Annotated in this window: 16 protein-coding genes and 1 pseudogene; 8 read left to right on the top strand and 9 right to left on the bottom strand. The window is 73.8% G+C overall.

Annotated features, from left to right (window positions below):
- Positions 1-68: 68 nt before the first annotated feature.
- Positions 69-3,230, bottom strand: a complete 3,162-nt coding sequence (locus tag IEZ20_RS05610) for a sacsin N-terminal ATP-binding-like domain-containing protein (RefSeq protein ID WP_189294987.1) — start codon at positions 3,228-3,230, stop codon at positions 69-71.
- 132 nt (positions 3,231-3,362) lie between these two features.
- On the opposite strand from IEZ20_RS05610, the gene IEZ20_RS05615 reads away from it, so the two are divergent.
- On the top strand, positions 3,363-3,857 hold the full coding sequence (locus tag IEZ20_RS05615; protein WP_189294989.1) for a hemerythrin domain-containing protein: 495 nt from the start codon (positions 3,363-3,365) through the stop codon (positions 3,855-3,857).
- A 22-nt stretch (positions 3,858-3,879) separates the two neighbouring features.
- Here IEZ20_RS05615 and IEZ20_RS05620 read toward each other — a convergent pair whose 3' ends face one another.
- Together IEZ20_RS05620 and ppk2 are read right to left on the bottom strand one after the other, a co-directional pair.
- A complete protein-coding gene (locus IEZ20_RS05620; RefSeq protein WP_189294991.1) occupies positions 3,880-4,842 on the bottom strand; it encodes a YihY/virulence factor BrkB family protein in 963 nt (320 codons plus the stop codon).
- Positions 4,843-4,858: 16 nt separating this feature from the next.
- A complete protein-coding gene (ppk2, locus tag IEZ20_RS05625; protein ID WP_189294993.1) occupies positions 4,859-5,878 on the bottom strand; it encodes a polyphosphate kinase 2 in 1,020 nt (339 codons plus the stop codon).
- A gap of 140 nt (positions 5,879-6,018) precedes the next feature.
- Between ppk2 and IEZ20_RS05630 the strand changes: the two genes are divergently transcribed.
- Complete coding sequence (locus tag IEZ20_RS05630; protein ID WP_189294995.1) at positions 6,019-7,644, top strand: alkaline phosphatase D family protein; 1,626 nt, start codon at positions 6,019-6,021, stop codon at positions 7,642-7,644.
- A 3-nt stretch (positions 7,645-7,647) separates the two neighbouring features.
- Here the strand turns inward: IEZ20_RS05630 and IEZ20_RS05635 are convergent, their stop codons facing one another.
- Positions 7,648-7,842, bottom strand: a complete 195-nt coding sequence (locus tag IEZ20_RS05635; protein WP_189294997.1) for a DUF397 domain-containing protein — start codon at positions 7,840-7,842, stop codon at positions 7,648-7,650.
- Complete coding sequence (locus tag IEZ20_RS05640) at positions 7,839-8,684, bottom strand: helix-turn-helix domain-containing protein (protein ID WP_229895884.1); 846 nt, start codon at positions 8,682-8,684, stop codon at positions 7,839-7,841. The genes IEZ20_RS05635 and IEZ20_RS05640 overlap by 4 nt, the downstream gene beginning before the upstream one ends.
- A gap of 115 nt (positions 8,685-8,799) precedes the next feature.
- Here IEZ20_RS05640 and IEZ20_RS05645 point away from each other — a divergent pair.
- A pseudogene (locus IEZ20_RS05645) lies at positions 8,800-9,216 on the top strand (ATP-binding protein); the annotation flags it as partial.
- A 17-nt stretch (positions 9,217-9,233) separates the two neighbouring features.
- Here IEZ20_RS05645 and IEZ20_RS05650 read toward each other — a convergent pair.
- Positions 9,234-10,160: a DUF3027 domain-containing protein gene (locus IEZ20_RS05650; protein ID WP_189295001.1), complete on the bottom strand. Its 927-nt coding sequence runs from the start codon at positions 10,158-10,160 to the stop codon at positions 9,234-9,236.
- A 321-nt stretch (positions 10,161-10,481) separates the two neighbouring features.
- On the opposite strand from IEZ20_RS05650, the gene IEZ20_RS05655 reads away from it, so the two are divergent.
- The 4 genes from IEZ20_RS05655 to IEZ20_RS05670 all read left to right on the top strand — a co-directional run bounded on the left by IEZ20_RS05655 (position 10,482) and on the right by IEZ20_RS05670 (position 14,021).
- Entirely contained in the window at positions 10,482-11,882 is a 1,401-nt protein-coding gene (locus IEZ20_RS05655; protein ID WP_229895885.1) for an MFS transporter, read from the top strand.
- Between the two features lie 87 nt (positions 11,883-11,969).
- Positions 11,970-12,449, top strand: a complete 480-nt coding sequence (locus IEZ20_RS05660; RefSeq protein WP_189295003.1) for a DUF2771 domain-containing protein — start codon at positions 11,970-11,972, stop codon at positions 12,447-12,449.
- Positions 12,450-12,460: 11 nt separating this feature from the next.
- Positions 12,461-13,183, top strand: a complete 723-nt coding sequence (locus IEZ20_RS05665) for a futalosine hydrolase (protein WP_189295382.1) — start codon at positions 12,461-12,463, stop codon at positions 13,181-13,183.
- Positions 13,173-14,021, top strand: a complete 849-nt coding sequence (locus tag IEZ20_RS05670) for a 1,4-dihydroxy-6-naphtoate synthase (protein ID WP_189295005.1) — start codon at positions 13,173-13,175, stop codon at positions 14,019-14,021. The genes IEZ20_RS05665 and IEZ20_RS05670 overlap by 11 nt, the downstream gene beginning before the upstream one ends.
- A gap of 3 nt (positions 14,022-14,024) precedes the next feature.
- On the opposite strand, the gene IEZ20_RS40570 is transcribed toward IEZ20_RS05670, so the two are convergent.
- The gene (locus IEZ20_RS40570; RefSeq protein ID WP_030989397.1) at positions 14,025-14,408 is read right to left on the bottom strand and encodes a cold-shock protein; all 384 of its coding nucleotides are present in this window, start codon (positions 14,406-14,408) and stop codon (positions 14,025-14,027) included.
- Positions 14,409-14,583: 175 nt separating this feature from the next.
- Here IEZ20_RS40570 and IEZ20_RS05680 point away from each other — a divergent pair, with 175 nt between their 5' ends.
- Positions 14,584-14,847, top strand: a complete 264-nt coding sequence (locus tag IEZ20_RS05680; protein WP_189295007.1) for a hypothetical protein — start codon at positions 14,584-14,586, stop codon at positions 14,845-14,847.
- Here the strand turns inward: IEZ20_RS05680 and IEZ20_RS05685 are convergent.
- Entirely contained in the window at positions 14,811-15,449 is a 639-nt protein-coding gene (locus IEZ20_RS05685) for an HAD family hydrolase (protein ID WP_229895886.1), read from the bottom strand. The genes IEZ20_RS05680 and IEZ20_RS05685 overlap by 37 nt on opposite strands.
- Before the next feature lie 295 nt (positions 15,450-15,744).
- The gene (locus tag IEZ20_RS05690; RefSeq protein ID WP_189295010.1) at positions 15,745-16,782 is read right to left on the bottom strand and encodes a hypothetical protein; all 1,038 of its coding nucleotides are present in this window, start codon (positions 16,780-16,782) and stop codon (positions 15,745-15,747) included.
- Between the last annotated feature and the right edge of the window lie 51 nt (positions 16,783-16,833).

Below are 16,833 nucleotides of genomic sequence, written 5' to 3' on the forward strand. Positions count from 1 at the left end.
CCGCAGATGTGACGTGGGGATGATGTGAAAGGTTGTACTACTGATGAGATTTTCGTAAAGCCGTGCGGTCAGTCGAACCAGCGGTCCCGCGCCAGCTCCTCCGTCCGGGACGGGTCCTCCAGCAGCGCCGCCACCTCGAACCGCCTCGGCCACTGCCCGGCCGCCCACGCCAGCCCGGCGGCCACCCCCTCCAGGGTCGCCGCGTGCAGCACGCCGTCGTCGGTCAGCCGCCAGTCGATCTCCACGCCGTCCACGACGAGTTCCTCGTGCTCGACGTACGTCCGCGGGGTACGCGGCCCGAGCAGCACCCGCACCGGGTCCGGCACGTCGTGCTCGGTCCCCTCGGAGTGCACCTCGCCGGTGACGGACTCGCTCAGCCGCCGCACCTGGAACAGCTCGGCCAGCTCGACGGCCCGCGCGGGCCGGACCGGCAGCAGCGGCACGCCGGAGGTGAACGGCAGCAGGTCCGGCGAGTCGACCACGACGGCCGACCCGGCGTCCACGACCTCCACCCGCCCGTCGACCACGGCCCGCAACTCGTCCGGCAGCGTCACCCGCTCCGGGTCCAGCTCCGCCAACGCGCCGTACAAGCCGTGCAGTTGGGCGGCCGTGACCGGACGCTCCGGGTCGGCAAGCCGGTCCAGCAGCTCCGCGGCCCCGCCGGGCTCGTCCAGCAGCGCGGCGACGGAGGTGCGCACCCCGAGCGCCCGCAGCACCTGCTCGTCCTCGAACCCGGTGGCGTCGGCCTCGTCGTACAGCCCGCGCAGCAGCGGGTCACCGCCCGCCGCCAGCAGACCGGCGGGCCTGCGGCCGTCCAGCACCGGGTGCCCGCGCAGCCACCACGCGGTGTACGGCCGCACGACCTCGTGGGTGCCGTCCGGCAGCAGGATCCGCACGGGCTGGGTGAGGGCGTCCCGCAGCGGCGGCCGGGCCAGCAGGGCGAGCGCCTCCGGCCAGTGGTCGTCGTCCACCAGGTCCAGGTCGCGGACGGCGACGAGTTCGGTGGCGACGGGCGGCACCGGGCTGTCCGGGAAGCGGTCGAGGATGTCCTCGCACCACACGTCCACGGCGTCCAGCAGCCCCGCGTCGTCGGGCTCGGCGTAGTCGCCCTCGCGGGGCTCCAGCTCGTCGGGGTCGAGGACGACGTCGGTGGCCCGGACGAGCGCGAAGTCGGCGAGCACCCCGCACGCGGCGAGCGGCTGCTCCCCCCACCGCTCCGCCAGCTCGGCGTCGACGGCCGCGAGTTCACCCTCACGGATCACCCGGGCGAAGGGACTGCCGGGGAACACCAGCTCACCGGCGGGCGCCGGCTCGCCGTCCTCGTCGGGCAGCGCGAGCGCACCCAGCCAGGGCTCGTCCCCCGGCTCCAGTCCCGCGTCCCGGACGAGCCCGAGCACGGTCTCGGCCAGCTCCTCGGCGTCCGGCGCGTCCTCCTCCCAGCCGAGCCCGCCCTCCTCGTCGAGGGAGCCGGCCACGGCGGCCCGCACCTGCGGGGTGGTGAGCACCGCGCGGGGAGTGGCGGGCAGCGCGCCCAGCTTCTCCAGCAGCGGGTGCGCGGCATCGGGGTGAACCACCTTCAGCCCGAGCCGCCCCAGCACGTCCGGATCGATCCGGACGCCGTCCGGCGCGGGCAGCAGCACCTGCCGGGGCCCGATCGTCGTCCGCCCTCCGCCCGTGCCGAAAGCCTGGGAGGTGCCCCCGGCGAGCGGCACCGGCAGCCCCGACAGCCTCTCCGGGTCGACCCCGGCGAGGCTGTCGTACAGCCGCCACCACCACTCCGGCTCCTTCTCCAGCCCGGCGAGCCGGTCGATGGCGTCGGCGAGCGGCAGCCGGGCCACCCCGAGGGTGCGCAGCTCCACGCGCCGCTCCAGACCGGCCGGGAGCAGGGTGGGCAGCACCTCGGCGAGCACCCGCACGGTGTCGGCCCCGGCGCCCTCCACGACCTCGGCGTCCCGGGGCCGCAGCGCCTCGGGCAGCTCGTCGTCGTCATCCTTGGCCTCGACGGCCGGCGGCAGGAAGGCGGTACGGGGCAGCCGCTCCAGCACGGCCTGCCGCAGGGCGCCGTCCAGCTCCCCCCGGCCCAGCGCCCCGGGCACCAGATCGATGACCCCCTCCCCCACGGGCCGCCACGCGCCGAGCAGTTCGGCGTAGGTGTCGGCCGCGCGCTGCACCAGGAAGTCGGTGAGGGGACCGGGCGCCGCGTGCCGGCGGGTGGTGTCGAGCGGGAACGAGGCGATGAGCAGGGCGGGCACACCGAGGGGCTCGTCGCTGGGGGTGGGCGCGTGCACGACCGGGGAGGTGCGGGGCCGCACCGGAGCCCCGTACGCGTCCACGGGCACGGCCCAGGTCACGGACCAGTGCGGACGCAGCCGCTCCTCGACCGGGCGGTCCGCGAGGAGGTCCGGGGTGAGCGGCCCGTGCGCGGAGGCGGTACGCCAGTTCGTGACACCGTCCCGGGAGTCGTCCACGACCGTGAAGGCACCGTCGGTACGCCGGGCCAGGGTCCGCGGCGCCTCCCCCTCGACCTCCACGACGACCTCCGCCAGCCCCGGCAGGGCGAGGAGCAGGGCGTCGTCGACGCCACCGAGGAGCCGCTCGGCGAGATCGGCCGCCGCCGCGTCACGCAGGGGCAGGATGACGGCGGTGTCGTACGGCTCCGGAGCCGTTCCCTCGGCGGCGAAGGGCAGCCGGAGCAGCGGCACGTGCCCGTCCCGGCGGCGCACCTCGTCCCCGAGTCCCGGGCTGTGCCGGGCGACGTCGGCGGCCAGCTCCCGCGCCTCCGCGAGGGACCAGCGCACGCCCCCGTGCCGGCCCACGATCGCCGGCTCGTCGGTCACCGCGAGGACGGCGGCGAAACCGACCCCGAACCGGCCCACGGCACCGTGCGTCGCCTCGGCGTCCCGCTTGGCGGAGGCCCGCAGCGTGGACAACGACTCGACACCGGCCGCGTCCAGCGGGGCCCCGGTGTTCGCCGCGACGAGCACGCCGTCCCGGAGGGTGAGCCGCAGCCGCCCCGGCACGTGGGCCCGCGCCGCGGCGTCGGCGGCGTTCTGCGCCAGCTCGACCACGAGTCGGTCCCGGTAGCCGCCGAGGACGAGGTCCTCCTCGGCGTTGGCGTCCTCCCGGAACCGGGCGGGGCTGGTCGCCCAGGCGTCGAGCACCCCGCGACGCAGACGGGCGGTGCCGAAGGGGTCGGCGCCCTCGGCCGCCGGCCGCACGAACTTGCTCACGTTGACTCTCCTCTACGACGTGAGACCGAACCTACAGCGCGGAGCCGGGAGGCAATCAACGCGGACGGGGAGGGTATGCGGTAGTGACCATCCGTTGGCACGCAGGTGCCGTCGCACGAAAGTGGTGCCCCCATGCCCGAGACACAGGACGTGGTCGAGCTGATCCTCCAGGACCACCGGCGTATGGAGGACCTGTTCCGGCTGATGCGCAGCGTGGAAGAGGACCGGACCGCCGCCCTGGAGGAGTTCGCCGATCTGCTGATCGCTCACGCGCAGGCCGAGGAGACCGAGGTCTACCCGGCGTTGAAGCGCTACAAGAACATCGACGACGAAGAGGTCGAGCACGGCGAGCACGAGCACGACGAGGGCAACCAGGCCCTGCTGGAGCTGCTCCAGGTGGAGGAGGTCGGCTCCGAGGAGTGGGACGAGAAGCTGGAGGCGCTGGTGGAGGCCGTCACCCACCACGCCGACGAGGAGGAGCGCACCATCCTCAACGGTGCCCGCGAGAACGTGGCGATGCGGCGGCGCGAGGAACTGGGCGCGGCGTTCCTGGAGGAGCGTGAGCGTCAGCTGAAGTCCGGCTGCGGCTCCCCCGACAACGTGCGCCGCATCGTGGAGTCGTCCTGACCCGGGGACCGGGGCCGGGCGCTCACGGGCCCGGCCCGGGGTCCGGGCGCACGGCCCGGCCCAGTCCGGCGCGGGCCGCCTCCAGCTGCGCGGCGAACGCGATGCCCAGGAACAGGGCGATGCCGGTCAGGTTGGCCCACAGCAGCAGGGCCACGAAGGCCGTCAGCGGCCCGTACACGGCGCCGAAGGAGCCGCTGCGGGAGACGTAGAGGGTCAGCAGCCAGGTCGCGGTGACCCACAGCACCAGGTGGACGGCGGAACCGAACGCCAGCCAGGTGTACCCGGGCTGGTTCCGGCGTGGCGACCACCGGAAGACGACGGCGGAGGCGATCCAGGCGAGGGCCGTCCCCACGGGCACCTCCAGGGCGCCCCACCACGCCGGGGGCGCAGAGGTGCCCAGCGCCTCGGCCGTCGCGGCGGTCACGGCCCGGCCGGCGACCAGGACCAGGAACCCCAGGACCATGGGCACGCCGGCGGCGAAGGCGAGCAGCACGGCCCTGCCGTACTTCCGCGGGAAGGGCCGGTCCCGTTCGATGCCGTAGATCCGGTTGGCGCCCCGCTCGACCTGGCCCATGGCCGAGGCCAGGTTGAGGACGGAGAAGGCCAGCCCCAGGACCAGCGCGAGCGTGCTCCAGGCGCCGGAGCCCGCGGTGCGGCGGGTGCCGCGCAGCGCCTGGCGGATCACGTCGGCGCTGGCACCCGGCACGATCCTGCCCAGGGTCAGCTCGATGATCCGGCCCACGCTCTCCGTGTGCGCGGCCGTGGCCAGGCCGACGAGCGCGATGGTGAACGGCACCATGCCCAGCACGATCTGGAAGCCGAGGGCGCGGGCGTTGGTGAAGCCGTCGGCGTAGCGGAACCGGGAGAAGGCGTCGAGCAGCAGCCGCGCGCCCCCGTAGCGCCGCAGCGCGGTGAAGGCCTCGTCGCCGGAGAGCTCGTCGCCGATCATGTCCCGCGTCTGCGGGACCTGCACCACCGTCCCCATGTCCCCCGTCCCTCCTTCAGCCGTGGCCGCGGCCGGCCGGGACCGTGGTGTCCGGGTGGTTCCCGGGGCCGCCGCCGGGGCCGGCCAGCGGGGTCGGTGACAGGGCCGTGGGTTCCTCGCCCGGTTCGAGCAGGGTGTCCGCCGCACCGACGATCAGCGGGTCGGGGGTACCGACCGCCGCGTGGTCCTTGGCCGGGTAGTCGAAACGGTCCAGGAGGCTGCGCATCGCCTCCAGCCGGCCGCGCCGCTTGTCGTTGTTCTTCACGACCGTCCAGGGCGCGTGCGCGGTGTCGGTCTCCCGGAACATGTCGACCTTGGCCGCGGTGTAGTCGTCCCAGCGGTCGAGGGAGGCGAGGTCGGTGGGGGAGAGCTTCCAGCGGCGGACCGGGTCGACCTGCCGGATCGCGAACCGGGTGCGCTGCTCGGCGCGGGACACCGAGAACCAGAACTTCACCAGCGCGATGCCGTCGTCGGTGAGCAGCCGCTCGAACAGCGGGGCCTGCCGCAGGAACTGCCGGTACTCGGCCTCCGAGCAGAAGCCCATGACCCGCTCGACCCCGGCCCGGTTGTACCAGGACCGGTCGAAGAAGACCATCTCCCCGCGGGCCGGCAGGTGGGTCACGTACCGCTGGAAGTACCACTGTCCCGCCTCCCGCCCGGTCGGCTTGTCCAGCGCCACCACGCGGGCCCCGCGGGGGTTCAGCCGCTCGGTGAACCGTTTGATGGTGCCGCCCTTGCCGGCCGCGTCCCGCCCCTCGCACACCACGACGATCCGCTGCCCGGTCTCCTTCACCCAGCGCTGGAGCTTGAGCAGCTCGATCTGCAGGATCCGCTTGTCCCGCTCGTACGCGCGCCGGCCGATCCGGTGGTCGTAGGGGTGGTTCTCCCGCCAGGTCGCGACCGGCCGGCCGTCGGCGTCCAGCAGCACCGGCCGCTCCGGCTGCCGGTCGTCCACCACGAACCCCCGCAGCAGGTCGTCCTCGCGCACCTCGTCCCCGGTCTCCCTCGTCTCCGTCGCCTGCTCGTGCCCGGCCACGCCACCGCCTCTCCGTCACCGCTCACCGGGTTCCGCCCGGGTCTCCTCCTCACACGTGCCCGCACAACGGGGTCCAAGACGCCTGTACCGTCGCTCTGGCCGTCCCTTTCCGTACCGTCCGACGACAGGAAGGCGCTCACATGGCCGAACTGTGCCTGGGTCCGCTGCTGAGGTACACCGACGGTTCCCGCGCGACCGTGTGGGTCGAGACGAGCCGGCCCTGCACGGCCGAGGTGCGCTGCTCCGACGGCGCGGCCGGCACGGCCCCCACCTTCCAGGTGGCCGGGCACCACTACGCGCTCGTCACGGTCACCGGCCTGGAACCGGGCACCTCACCCGCCTACGAGGTGCTCCTCGACGGCGCCCCGGTGTGGCCCCTGCCCGACTCGCCCTTCCCGCCCTCCGTCATCCACAGCCCCGGTGGCGGCGACGCCGTCCGCGTCACCTTCGGCTCGTGCCGCTGGGCCGCGCCCCCGGCGGACGGCAAGGATCCGGTCGGCCCCGACGCCCTCGACACCCTCGCCACCCGCCTGGCGTCCGACCCCGGCGCCGAGCGCCCCGACGTGCTGCTGCTCCTGGGCGACCAGGTCTACGCCGACGAGACCTCCGAGGAGACCCGGAACTGGCTCGCCGCCCGCCGCGACCTCGACCGGCCGCCCGGCGCCCAGGTCACCGACTACGAGGAGTACTGCCACCTCTACCACGAGTCCTGGCTCGACCCGGAGGTGCGCTGGCTGCTGTCCACCGTGCCCAGCTTCATGATCTTCGACGACCACGACGTCGTGGACGACTGGAACACCTCCGCCTCCTGGCTCGCCGACATGCGCACCACCGACTGGTGGCAGGAACGGCTGCTGAGCGGCCTGATGTCGTACTGGGTCCACCAGCACCTGGGCAACCTCTCCCCCGCCGAACTGGCCGACGACCCCACCTGGGCCGCCGTACGCGCCACGGCGGACGGTACGAAGGCGCTGCGCGCCCTGGCCGAACAGGCCGACGCCGACTCCTCCACCGTCCGCTTCAGCTACCGCCGCGACTTCGGCCGGGTCCGCGTCGTCATGGTCGACTCCCGGGCCGCGCGGGTCCTGGAGGAGGGCCGCCGCTCCATGCTCGACGCGGGCGAGGCCGCCTGGCTGCGCGAGCAGGTCCTGGGCGACCAGGGGGCCTACGACCACCTCCTGATCGGCACCTCCCTGCCCTGGCTGCTGCCGCACCTGGTGCACGACACCGAGAGCTGGGACGCGGCCCTGTGCGCCGGGGAACGCGGCGAGCGCTGGGCCCGCTTCGGCGAGTGGCTGCGCCGCGGGGCCGACCTGGAGCACTGGGCGGCCTTCCCCCGCTCCTTCGCCGGACTCGCCGGCCTCATCGCCGACGTCGCGGCGGCACCGGGCGCCCCGGCGAGCGTGTGCGTGCTCTCCGGCGACGTGCACCACGGCTACATCGCCGAGGCCACCTGGCGCTCCGGCGACCTCGGCGTCCCCGTCGTCCAGCTCACCTGCTCACCCGTGCACAACTCCGTGCCGGCGGCCATGCGGTTCGGTTTCCGCGTGGGCTGGAGCGCGCCGGCCCGCCTCCTGGGCCGCCTGCTCGCCCGGCACGGGCGCTGTACCCGGCCGCCGGTGCGGTGGCGCAAGCGGGGCGGGCCGTGGTTCGGCAACCAGCTGATGACCCTGACGCTGCGGGGCCGCACGGCCCACCTGCGTCTGGAAAGCACCGGCAAGGAGGCGAGGCTCGACACGGTCCACGAGACGAGCCTCACCGGCTAGCCGCTAGCGCCGGGCGGCGTACGAGACGAACTCCGTCCAGGTGGAAGGGGCGACGGTGAGCAGGGGGCCGTCGTCCTGCTTGGAGTCACGGATGTGGATGGCGGCGGGGGTGGGGACGAGGGCCCAGTCCAGGCCGACTTCGACGCAGGAGTCGCCGTCAGGGCCACTGCTGTAGCTGCTCTTGAACCAGCGGATCATGTCTCTCCCAGCAGGTGCTCAACGAGGGCCAGCGACTCCTCGGGGCGAAGAGCCTGCGCCCGGATGGTGCCATAGCGCAGCTCAAGGACGCGTAGTTCCCGGAGGTTGGTGACCGCGCGGCCGTTGCATGCACCATCGGAACGGCCGACAGCTGTGCCGTCCTCGAACTTGAGCAACTCGATCCTTCCGCTCATGCCGGGGTGCGGCGGGCTGTCCAGCGGCATTACCTGGAACGTGACGTTGTTCAACCGCCCGATCTCCAGCAGCCGTTCGAACTGCTGTTGCCGCACCATTGTGCCCCCAACCCTGCGGCGCAGCGTCGCCTCTTCCAGGACGAAGCTCAGGGCCGGGGCGGGCGACCTCTCGAAGATGGACTGCCGGGCCATGCGAGCGGATACCCGACGCTCCAGCTCCTTCGGCGCATAAGCGGGCTGCCAGCACTCCAGGAGAGCACGGGCGTACTCAGGGGTCTGCAACAAGCCGTGGATGTTGCTGGTCTCGTACACCCCGATCTCAACCGCCTTGGCCTCCACCTCCGCCAACGCCCGAACCTTCTTCGGATACCGGACCTTCTCCACGTCCTCCTTCATCGCGGCCAGCAACCCGCCCGCGTCCAGGATCTTGTCCGCCTTGTCGAGGTACTCCGGTCTCGGGATCCGCTTGCCGGACTCGATCTTGTAGATCATGTCCTCGCTGTACCCGACCGCCCTGGCGAACTCGGCCGCGCGCATGCCCAGCGCCTCGCGGCGCAGCCTCAGCTGGCGGCCCACCGTGGCGATGACGGCCACGCCCCACTCGTCGTCCTGTTCGACCTCCCAGCCCGGCTCCTCTTCCTCACTCACGACAGCAGCCCCCTTCCCGACAGGTCCCGACACCACCGGTCGTGCGCCGGACAGTGACCCTACGCAACCGCTTCGTCACTGTTCACAGGTAGCAGGCACAGCCACTCTGAGTGATGTGAACCAGGAAATCTCCACCCACATCTCCACCCGCATCCCGAACTTCACGGTGCAGCTGTCCCCCACGCCACGCGGGGCACGGCTCGCCCGGCTGCTGGCCACGGAGCAACTACGCTCCTGGGGGCTGCCGTTGGACCCGGCGGCGCTGATCGTGGCCGAGCTGGCGGCCAACGCGGCCACCCACGGCCGCGTGGCCGGACGGGATTTCCGGCTGACGATGTACGTCGTCGGGGACACGCTCCGTATCGAGGTGACCGACACGCGCGGTGACCGGATGCCGGAGCCGCTCCGGCCCGCGCCCGACGCCGAGGCCGGGCGGGGGCTGCTCCTCGTGGACGCGCTGGCGCGGCGCTGGGGGACCGCCCCCGGGGCCTCGCCGAGGAAGACGGTGTGGGCCGAGGTGGGGGTCGGGCCGGAGGGTTTACCGGCGGTTCAGGAGTGGCCGAGTTCCGCCGTCTCGTCGTCGCCGGTCTCCGGGACGGAGCCGGAGTCGCGGGCCGGGCGCAGCGGGAAGGGGTCGACGCGGGTCTCGTCGATGACCGGGGCGGCGGGCTGCGGGGGCTTGGGCATGACCGCGGCCTCGGAGTGGCCTCCGCAGCCGTAGGAGAGGGAGACCACGCGGCCGTCCGCGGGGGAGAACTCGTTGGCGCAGACGCCGAAGGCCTGGCCGAGGGAGCCGCCGATGGGGGCGAGGAAGCCGCAGCTCATGCAGGTGGCGGGGGCCGCCTGGGCCATCGCCGTCTTGGGGCCGAAGGCCTCCTCCCAGCGGTCCGCGGCGACGTGCAGGCCGTAGCGGGACAGGACGCGCGCGCGGCGCAGGCCCAGTTCCTCGGCGACGGACGCGATCGAGCCGCGGGTCGGGGTCGTCGGCTGGACGGCGGGGGCGCCGGGCGTGACGTCGGCGTCCTCGGCCTCCGCCAGCTCCCGCATCTCCTCGGAGACGACGGAGTTCGGCGGCGGCTCCTCCTCGCCGGTGTAGCCGGGCTCCAGGCGCAGGTCGTCCTGGTCGGTGGGGAGGAGGTCGCCGGGGCCGAGGTCGCCGGGGCGCAGGCGCTCGCTCCAGGGGACCCACTCGGGGGCGAGGAGGGCGTCGGGGCCGGGCAGGAGGACGACCTCGTCCAGGGTGACGATCTTGGCGCGGGAGGCGCGGGCCACGGTGACGGCCCAGCGCCAGCCGCGGTAGCCCAGTTCCTTGCACTCGAAGAAGTGCGTGACAACGCGGTCGCCCTCCGACACCAGGCCGGCGTGCTCGCCGACCACGCCGGGCGCGGCGGCCTCCTCGGCGGCGGCGCGGGCGAGGTCGACGGCCTCGGCGCACAGGCGGTCGGGGGTGCGGCTTCGCGTTGTCGCTGCGCTCACAGGTATCGCTTCTCTCCTACGCCGTCTCGTCGAGTGCGGCTGCCTCCGGCGGTTTCGCCGACGGAGCGGACCTGGGGACCGCATCGACGTCTGCATCCGCGCGCCTGGGCGCACCTCTGCCATCCATTCTGCGTTATGGCTGAGATAGGCACGCTACACCGGACAGGATTCGTGGATATTCCCACCCGGCCTCCCCGGCCCCCACCTCGGGGTCCGTACCCGCCCCTCCGACGCCCGTCCGTGCCCGTTCGTACCCTTCCGCCCCGCCGTCCGGCGCCACGCCCGCCGTATCGGCACTATCGGGCCGCCTCTCGGGGCACTATGAACGGCGTGGCAGCCGCGGACAGGGCGAGTGGTCGGGGCGGCGGTTCGGGCCGGGTGGGTGGTGCCGTCCGCTCGGTCGGCCGTGCCCTGCACTTCCCCGTGACCGGAACGGCGCGGGGGATCCGCAGGGTCACGCACGCGCACGGCGCGGGCGAGTCGGGGCTGGGCAAGCTGATCGAGCTGCACGCGGTGAACGGCGCCGGCGACGTCATGGTCACCGTGGCCCTCGCGTCCACGGTGTTCTTCTCGGTGCCGACGGACGAGGCGCGGGGGCGGGTCGCCCTCTACCTCGCCATCACGATGGCGCCCTTCACGGTCCTCGCGCCCGTCATCGGGCCGCTCCTCGACCGGCTGCCGCACGGACGGCGGGCCGCGATGGCCGGGGCGATGCTGGCGCGGGCGCTGCTCGCGCTGGTCATCTCGGGGGCGGTGGCGAGCGGCAGCCTGGAGCTGTACCCGGCCGCGCTGGGGGTGCTGGTGGCGTCCAAGGCGTACGGCGTGGTCCGCAGTGCCGTCGTACCGCGGCTGCTGCCGCCGGGGTTCTCGCTCGTGAAGGCCAACTCCCGGGTGACGCTGGCCGGACTGCTGGCCACCGGTGCCGCCGCGCCGGTGGCGGCGGGTCTGCACGCGCTCGGCGATCCGTGGCCGCTCTACGGCGCCTTCGTGATCTTCGCTGCCGGGACGTTTCTGTCGTTCTCCCTGCCGCCCAAGGTGGACTCGGCGAAGGGGGAGGACATCGCGCTGCTGGCGGCCGACGAGGAGCACCTGCACGGGCCGTGCCGCAAGCAGGCGAAGCGGCCGGGGCTGCGGACGGTCGGGCCCGCGGTCACGCACGCGCTCGGCGCCAACGCCGCCCTGCGCTGCCTGTCCGGCTTCCTGATCTTCTTCCTCGCCTTCCTGCTGCGCGAGCACCCGCTGACCGGGGAGAGCGCGGCGGTGTCGCTGGGGATAGTGGGGGTCGCGGCGGGGGCGGGCAACGCCCTCGGTACGGCGGTGGGGGCCTGGCTGCGGTCCCGGGCGCCGGAGATCATCATCGTGACCGTGGTGGCGGTGGTGCTGGGTACGGCGGTCGTCGCCGGTCTCTTCTTCGGGGCGTTCCTGGTGGCCTGCCTGGCGGCGGTCGCCGGGTTCGCGCAGGCGCTCGCCAAGCTGGCGCTGGACGCGCTGATCCAGCGGGACGTGCCGGAGCTGGTGCGCACCTCGGCGTTCGCCCGTTCGGAGACGCTGCTCCAGATGGCGTGGGTGTTCGGCGGCGCGGTCGGCATCGTGATGCCGCTCAACGGCACGGTGGGGCTGCTGGTCGGGGCCGGGTTCGTGGCCGCCGGCTGGCTGGGCACGCTGCGCGGACTGCTCGCCTCGGCCCGGCACGGGGGCCGGGCCCGGCCCCGGGTGGCGTGAGCCCCGCCGCCACCGCCCGGCGTAACGAACCGGGCACGCCGTACCCCACGTGGGCGGACGGCTCCGGCTGCCCGATAGCCTTCGGCCATGACCACGCTGCAATCCGTTGTGCGACGCCGCCGCGCCGTCGCCGTCGCCGGCGCCGTTTCCGCCGGACTGCTCGTCCTGTCGGCCTGCGACAAGCCGACGCCCGTCGCGACGCTCACCGTCGGCCAGGACTCGGTCAACTCCGAGGCCCTCTGCTACAACGACGGCAAGGCACTGGACCAGGAGTCGCTGGACAAGTGCATCAAGAAGGCCGCCGACGCCAAGTCCATCGAGGTCGGCCAGGACGAGACCGTCCGCATCGGCGTCGACCCGAAGATCGCGGACGCGGGCTGGATCGTGCTGGTCAACGGCCGCCAGTTCAGCGACACCAGCAAGGAGACGTACCGCACGATCCCGAGCAGCGCGTTCTTCAACGTCCAGTACGGCACGCAGGGCGAGACCAACACGCTCGCGATCCAGATGGGCGACAAGACGAAGAAGGGTCTGTGGACCTTCAAGCTGAAGAAGGCGAAGGACTGACCACGGCGTCCCTGCCGGTCCTCGTCGCCACCGCGGTCCCCGTCGAGCGGGACGCGGTGGCACGGGCGTTGCCCGGGGCGGGCACGGACGCGTCGGCCGGTGAGGTACGGCTGCCGGGCGGATCCCTGTGCCGTACGGCCGCGGGGCTCGACCTGCTCGCCGCCGGTGTCGGACCGGCGCTCGCCGCCGCCCGCGTCGCCGGCGCGCTGACCGCCGCCGCGCTGGCCGGCCGCCCGTACGGCCTGGTCGTCTCGGCCGGCATCGGCGGCGGCTTCCAGCCCGACGCCCCCCTCGGCTCCCTCGTCGTCGCCGACGCGATCACCGTCGCCGACCTGGGCGCCGAGACCGCCGACGGCTTCCTCCCGGTCACCGAACTGGGGTTCGGGACCGTCACCCATCACCCGCCGGAATCAGCCGTACGAGTCGTTTCCGAGGCCACCGGCGCCCGTACCGGCACGATCCTGACCGTCTCCACGGTCACCGGTACCGCCGCCCGCGCCGCCGCCCTGCGCGCCCGGCACCCCGGCGCGCTCGCCGAGGGCATGGAGGGCTTCGGCGTGGCCGAGGCGGCCGCCGCGCACGGCGTGCCCGTGCTGGAGATCCGCGCGGTCTCCAACCCCGTGGGCCCCCGTGACCGCGCCGCCTGGCGCATCGGTGACGCCCTCGCCGCCCTCGCCGAGGGTTTCGGGAAGCTCGCGCCCGCACTGCAGAGTTGGAAGGCACATGACCACTGAGCCGCTTCGGATCGCGTACTCGCCCTGCCCCAACGACACCTTCGTCTTCGACGCCCTCGCCCACGGCCGCGTCCCCGGCGCCCCCGCGCTGGACGTGACCTTCGCCGACATCGACATCACCAACGGCATGGCCGAGCGCGGCGAGTTCGACGTGCTGAAGGTGTCGTACGCCGTGCTGCCGTACGTCCTCGGCGAGTACGCGCTGCTGCCGTGCGGCGGCGCGCTGGGCCGGGGCTGCGGGCCGCTGGTGCTCACGCGGGAGGCGGACACCGACCTGACGGGCCGTACGGTCGCCGTGCCGAGCGAGAAGTCGACCGCCTACCTGCTGTTCCGCCTGTGGGCGGCGGACGTCCTGCCCGGCGGGGTCGGCAAGATCGTGGTCATGCCGTTCCACGAGATCATGCCGGCCGTGCGGGACGGCAAGGTGGACGCGGGCCTGGTCATCCACGAGGCCCGGTTCACCTACCGGAACTACGGGCTGCACAAGCTCGCCGACATGGGCGAGCACTGGGAGCGGACCACCGGGCTGCCGATCCCGCTGGGCGCGATCATCGCCAAGCGGTCCCTGGGCGCCGAGGCGCTGACCGGGCTCGCCGACTCCGTCCGCGCCTCGGTGCGGGCCGCGTGGGACGACCCGGAGGCCTCCCGGCCCTACGTGATGGAACACGCCCAGGAGATGGACCCGGCCGTCGCCGACCAGCACATCGGGCTGTACGTCAACGAGTTCACCGCCGGCCTCGGCGAGGACGGTTACGCGGCGGTCCGCGGACTGCTCACGCGTGCGGCGGCCGAGGGGCTCGTACCACCCCTCGGCCCGGACGCGCTCGCGTTTCCCTGAGGGTCAGACGTCGAGCTGGTCGGCGACCGCGCGGAGCAGGCCGGCGATCTTCTTGCCGGAGGTCTTGTCCGGGTAACGGCCCTTCTCCAGCATCGGAGTGATGTTCTCGAGAAGGGTCGTCAAATCCTGCACGATCGACGCCAGCTCGTCCGGCTTCTTGCGCTGGGCGGCGGCGACCGAAGGCGTCGGATCGAGCACGATCACCGAAAGCGCCTGGTCACCGCGCTGACCGGCGACGACCCCGAACTCCACGCGCTGTCCCGGCTTGAGCGAATCGACTCCGGCGGGGAGAACCGAGGAATGGACGAAGACGTCACCGCCGTCGTCGCGGGAGAGAAAGCCGAAGCCCTTCTCGCTGTTGAACCACTTGACCTTGCCGGTAGGCACGTCTGTCCTCGTCCTCGTACTCGTTGGGAAAACTACTTCGGAAACGGCTCTTGATAGCACTGGGGCGGGTCGACCATGACCCGCCGATACCAAGCGCTACCAAGGCTAATGGTCTTGGGGCGGGTGACAAGACGTCCCCCGGTTGTTCTCTCGCGCAGGGAACTACCCTGGTCCGGTGCGTGACAAAACCCAAACGAATTCCGCCGCGCCCGGTGACCGACTGATCCGCGCCGGTGCCGTCGTCTTCTTCCTCGGGGCCGTGGCCACCCTGGTCACGGTGGCCCCGTTGTTGCTCGGAACGAAGCCTTTTCCGACGTACATGTTCGGCCTGAGCATGCTCATGGCCGTCGGATTCCTGCTCGCCGGCGCCGGTGTCCTGCGGTCCGTCGCCGCCGGACGGCGTCAGGCGCGGGAGGCGGTCTCCGGCGCCTCGCGGTAGCCGGCCAGCCACCGCGGGAAGTCGGCGAGGCCGGTCAGCACGACGTCCGCGCCGGCCTCCCGCAGCTCGTCCGCCGGGCACGGGCCGGTCGCCACGGCGACCGAAAACGCACCCGCCGCACGGGCCCCTCGGACGTCCCCGACGTGATCGCCGACGTACACGGCCGCGCCGTGCTCGCGCAGCGCCGCCGCCTTCTGCTCGGCCCACAGGTCACCGACGACCACGTCCGGCTCGATGCCGAGGTGGGCCAGGTGCAGCTTGGCGTTCGGCTCGTACTTCGCCGTCACGACCATCGTCCGCCCGCCGGCCGCCCGCACCGCGTCGACCGCCTCCCGGGCGCCGGCCATCGCGGGCGTCGCGGCGATGGCTATGGAGGGGTACATCTCCCGGTACAGATCGGCCATCGCCGGCACCTCGTCGGCCGGGAACCAGTGGACCAGCTCCTCCACGAGGGGCGGCCCGAGCCGGGTCACCGCCAGATCGGCGTCGATGAACGTACCCGTCCGCTCGGCCAGGGCCACGTAGCAGGCACGGATGCCGGGCCGGGAGTCGATGAGGGTCATGTCGAGGTCGAAGCCGACGGTGAGGGTCGTGGAGGCCATGGGGGACATTGTGCCGGGTGCCGCCGACGGCGGAGGCCGGACGGGAACGCGCCGTGGAAGCAGCGAGGGGCGACCGCCGGGCGCGCGCCGTGGGAGCGAGGGGCGACCGCCGGGCGCGGGTCCGTCGTGGTCGCTCGCGACCGGGGACGGCTGTCGTGTGCCGGCGCGGTCGGCCGGTCGCGCAGGTTCCCCGCACCTCTTGGGCGGGGGGCCGCAGCCGGGTCAGGGGCGCGGGGAATCGCGCGAGCGGCCACGACGCGCCCGCGGACCGACGCCGGCCCCAACCGCCCCGCTGCTACCCCTTCCGCTGTGAGCGCCACACCAGGTACAGCGCCGAGGCCACGGCCGCGCCCCTGACCACCCACGGCCAGGTCCCGCTCACCGCGTCGCCCATGTGGCCCTGGGCGATCGGCTCGCCCCACCGCCCCTCGTTCCGCCCCCACAGCCACACCAGGCCCGCCGCGACCGCCGCGCCCGGCAGGACCATCACCGCCCACTTGGTCTCCGCGGCCGTCAGCCGGCGGGAGCCGTAGGCGATGGCCCAGCCGAGGAGCAGCGCGAACCAGTTGCCGAGCACGGCACCGGCGACCAGCGCGGCGGCGGCCAGCAGGAGGAGGGGGTTGGACCAGCCGGCGGCGGGGCCGGGCAGGAGCCGGCGGCGCGGGGCGGGGTCCGGTGCCGCCGCCGTGGACCCGGGTGCCGGCTCGGCGGCCTTCTCCGTGGCCCCCTCCGTGGCCCCCTCCGGGGTCTTCCCGGCGGCCTTCCCGGCGGCCTCCTCGGTCCGGCCCGGGGGCCTCCTGAGCAGTTCCGGGATCTCCACGCCGCCGACGAAGCCCGGCACCGGGTCGGTGTCCGCGAGGGGGCCGGCGGTGTCCACCCGCCACCAGTCGGGCGGCGCCGTGCCGTCGCCGAGTTCGTGCGCGGGGGCGAGGTGCGGCGGGGACGGTGTGTCGCGCGGGGCGGCCCGCTCGGGCTCGGCGGGGCGCGGGCGCGGTACGACCCGGCGCAGCCCCTTCGGCCGTTCCCGCCCCGCCGGCTCGGACGCCCGCTCCCGGGAGGAGGGCTGCGCCGGTACGGCGGTGGGCGGCGGCTGCGGGACACCGCCGGAGCCGCCGGCCGCCGAGACGACCTCGTCCGGACTGCCGAGGCGGTCCAGGATGCGGCGGACGGCGGCGGGCGAGTCCACCGTCGCCTGCGCCCGGTGCCGGTCGATCTCGTTGCGCAGCTCCGACACGAGCCGCATCCGCGTGGCGGACGGCAGCTGCCGTTGCTGAGCGATGTCCCCGACGCGGCTCAGATACTCGTAGACGACCTGGTCGCTCTCGATCCCCACGACAAACCCCTCCGGGGTGCGCCGACATCAATCCCCGGTGAGGACCGTACC

It is taken from the genome of Streptomyces cinerochromogenes, from assembly GCF_014648635.1.
GTDB classification, from domain to species: Bacteria; Actinomycetota; Actinomycetes; order Streptomycetales; family Streptomycetaceae; genus Streptomyces; species Streptomyces cinerochromogenes.

Bases quoted from the DNA above. Each gene is read 5' to 3' on its own strand.
- IEZ20_RS05615 (WP_189294989.1), top strand. From the start codon at position 3,363: ATGCCCGAGACACAGGACGTGGTCGAGCTGATCCTCCAGGACCACCGG.
- IEZ20_RS05620 (WP_189294991.1), bottom strand. From the start codon at position 4,842: ATGGGGACGGTGGTGCAGGTCCCGCAGACGCGGGACATGATCGGCGAC.
- IEZ20_RS05630 (WP_189294995.1), top strand. From the start codon at position 6,019: ATGGCCGAACTGTGCCTGGGTCCGCTGCTGAGGTACACCGACGGTTCC.
- IEZ20_RS05635 (WP_189294997.1), bottom strand. From the start codon at position 7,842: ATGATCCGCTGGTTCAAGAGCAGCTACAGCAGTGGCCCTGACGGCGAC.
- IEZ20_RS05655 (WP_229895885.1), top strand. From the start codon at position 10,482: ATGAACGGCGTGGCAGCCGCGGACAGGGCGAGTGGTCGGGGCGGCGGT.
- IEZ20_RS05660 (WP_189295003.1), top strand. From the start codon at position 11,970: ATGACCACGCTGCAATCCGTTGTGCGACGCCGCCGCGCCGTCGCCGTC.
- IEZ20_RS05670 (WP_189295005.1), top strand. From the start codon at position 13,173: ATGACCACTGAGCCGCTTCGGATCGCGTACTCGCCCTGCCCCAACGAC.
- IEZ20_RS05685 (WP_229895886.1), bottom strand. From the start codon at position 15,449: ATGGCCTCCACGACCCTCACCGTCGGCTTCGACCTCGACATGACCCTC.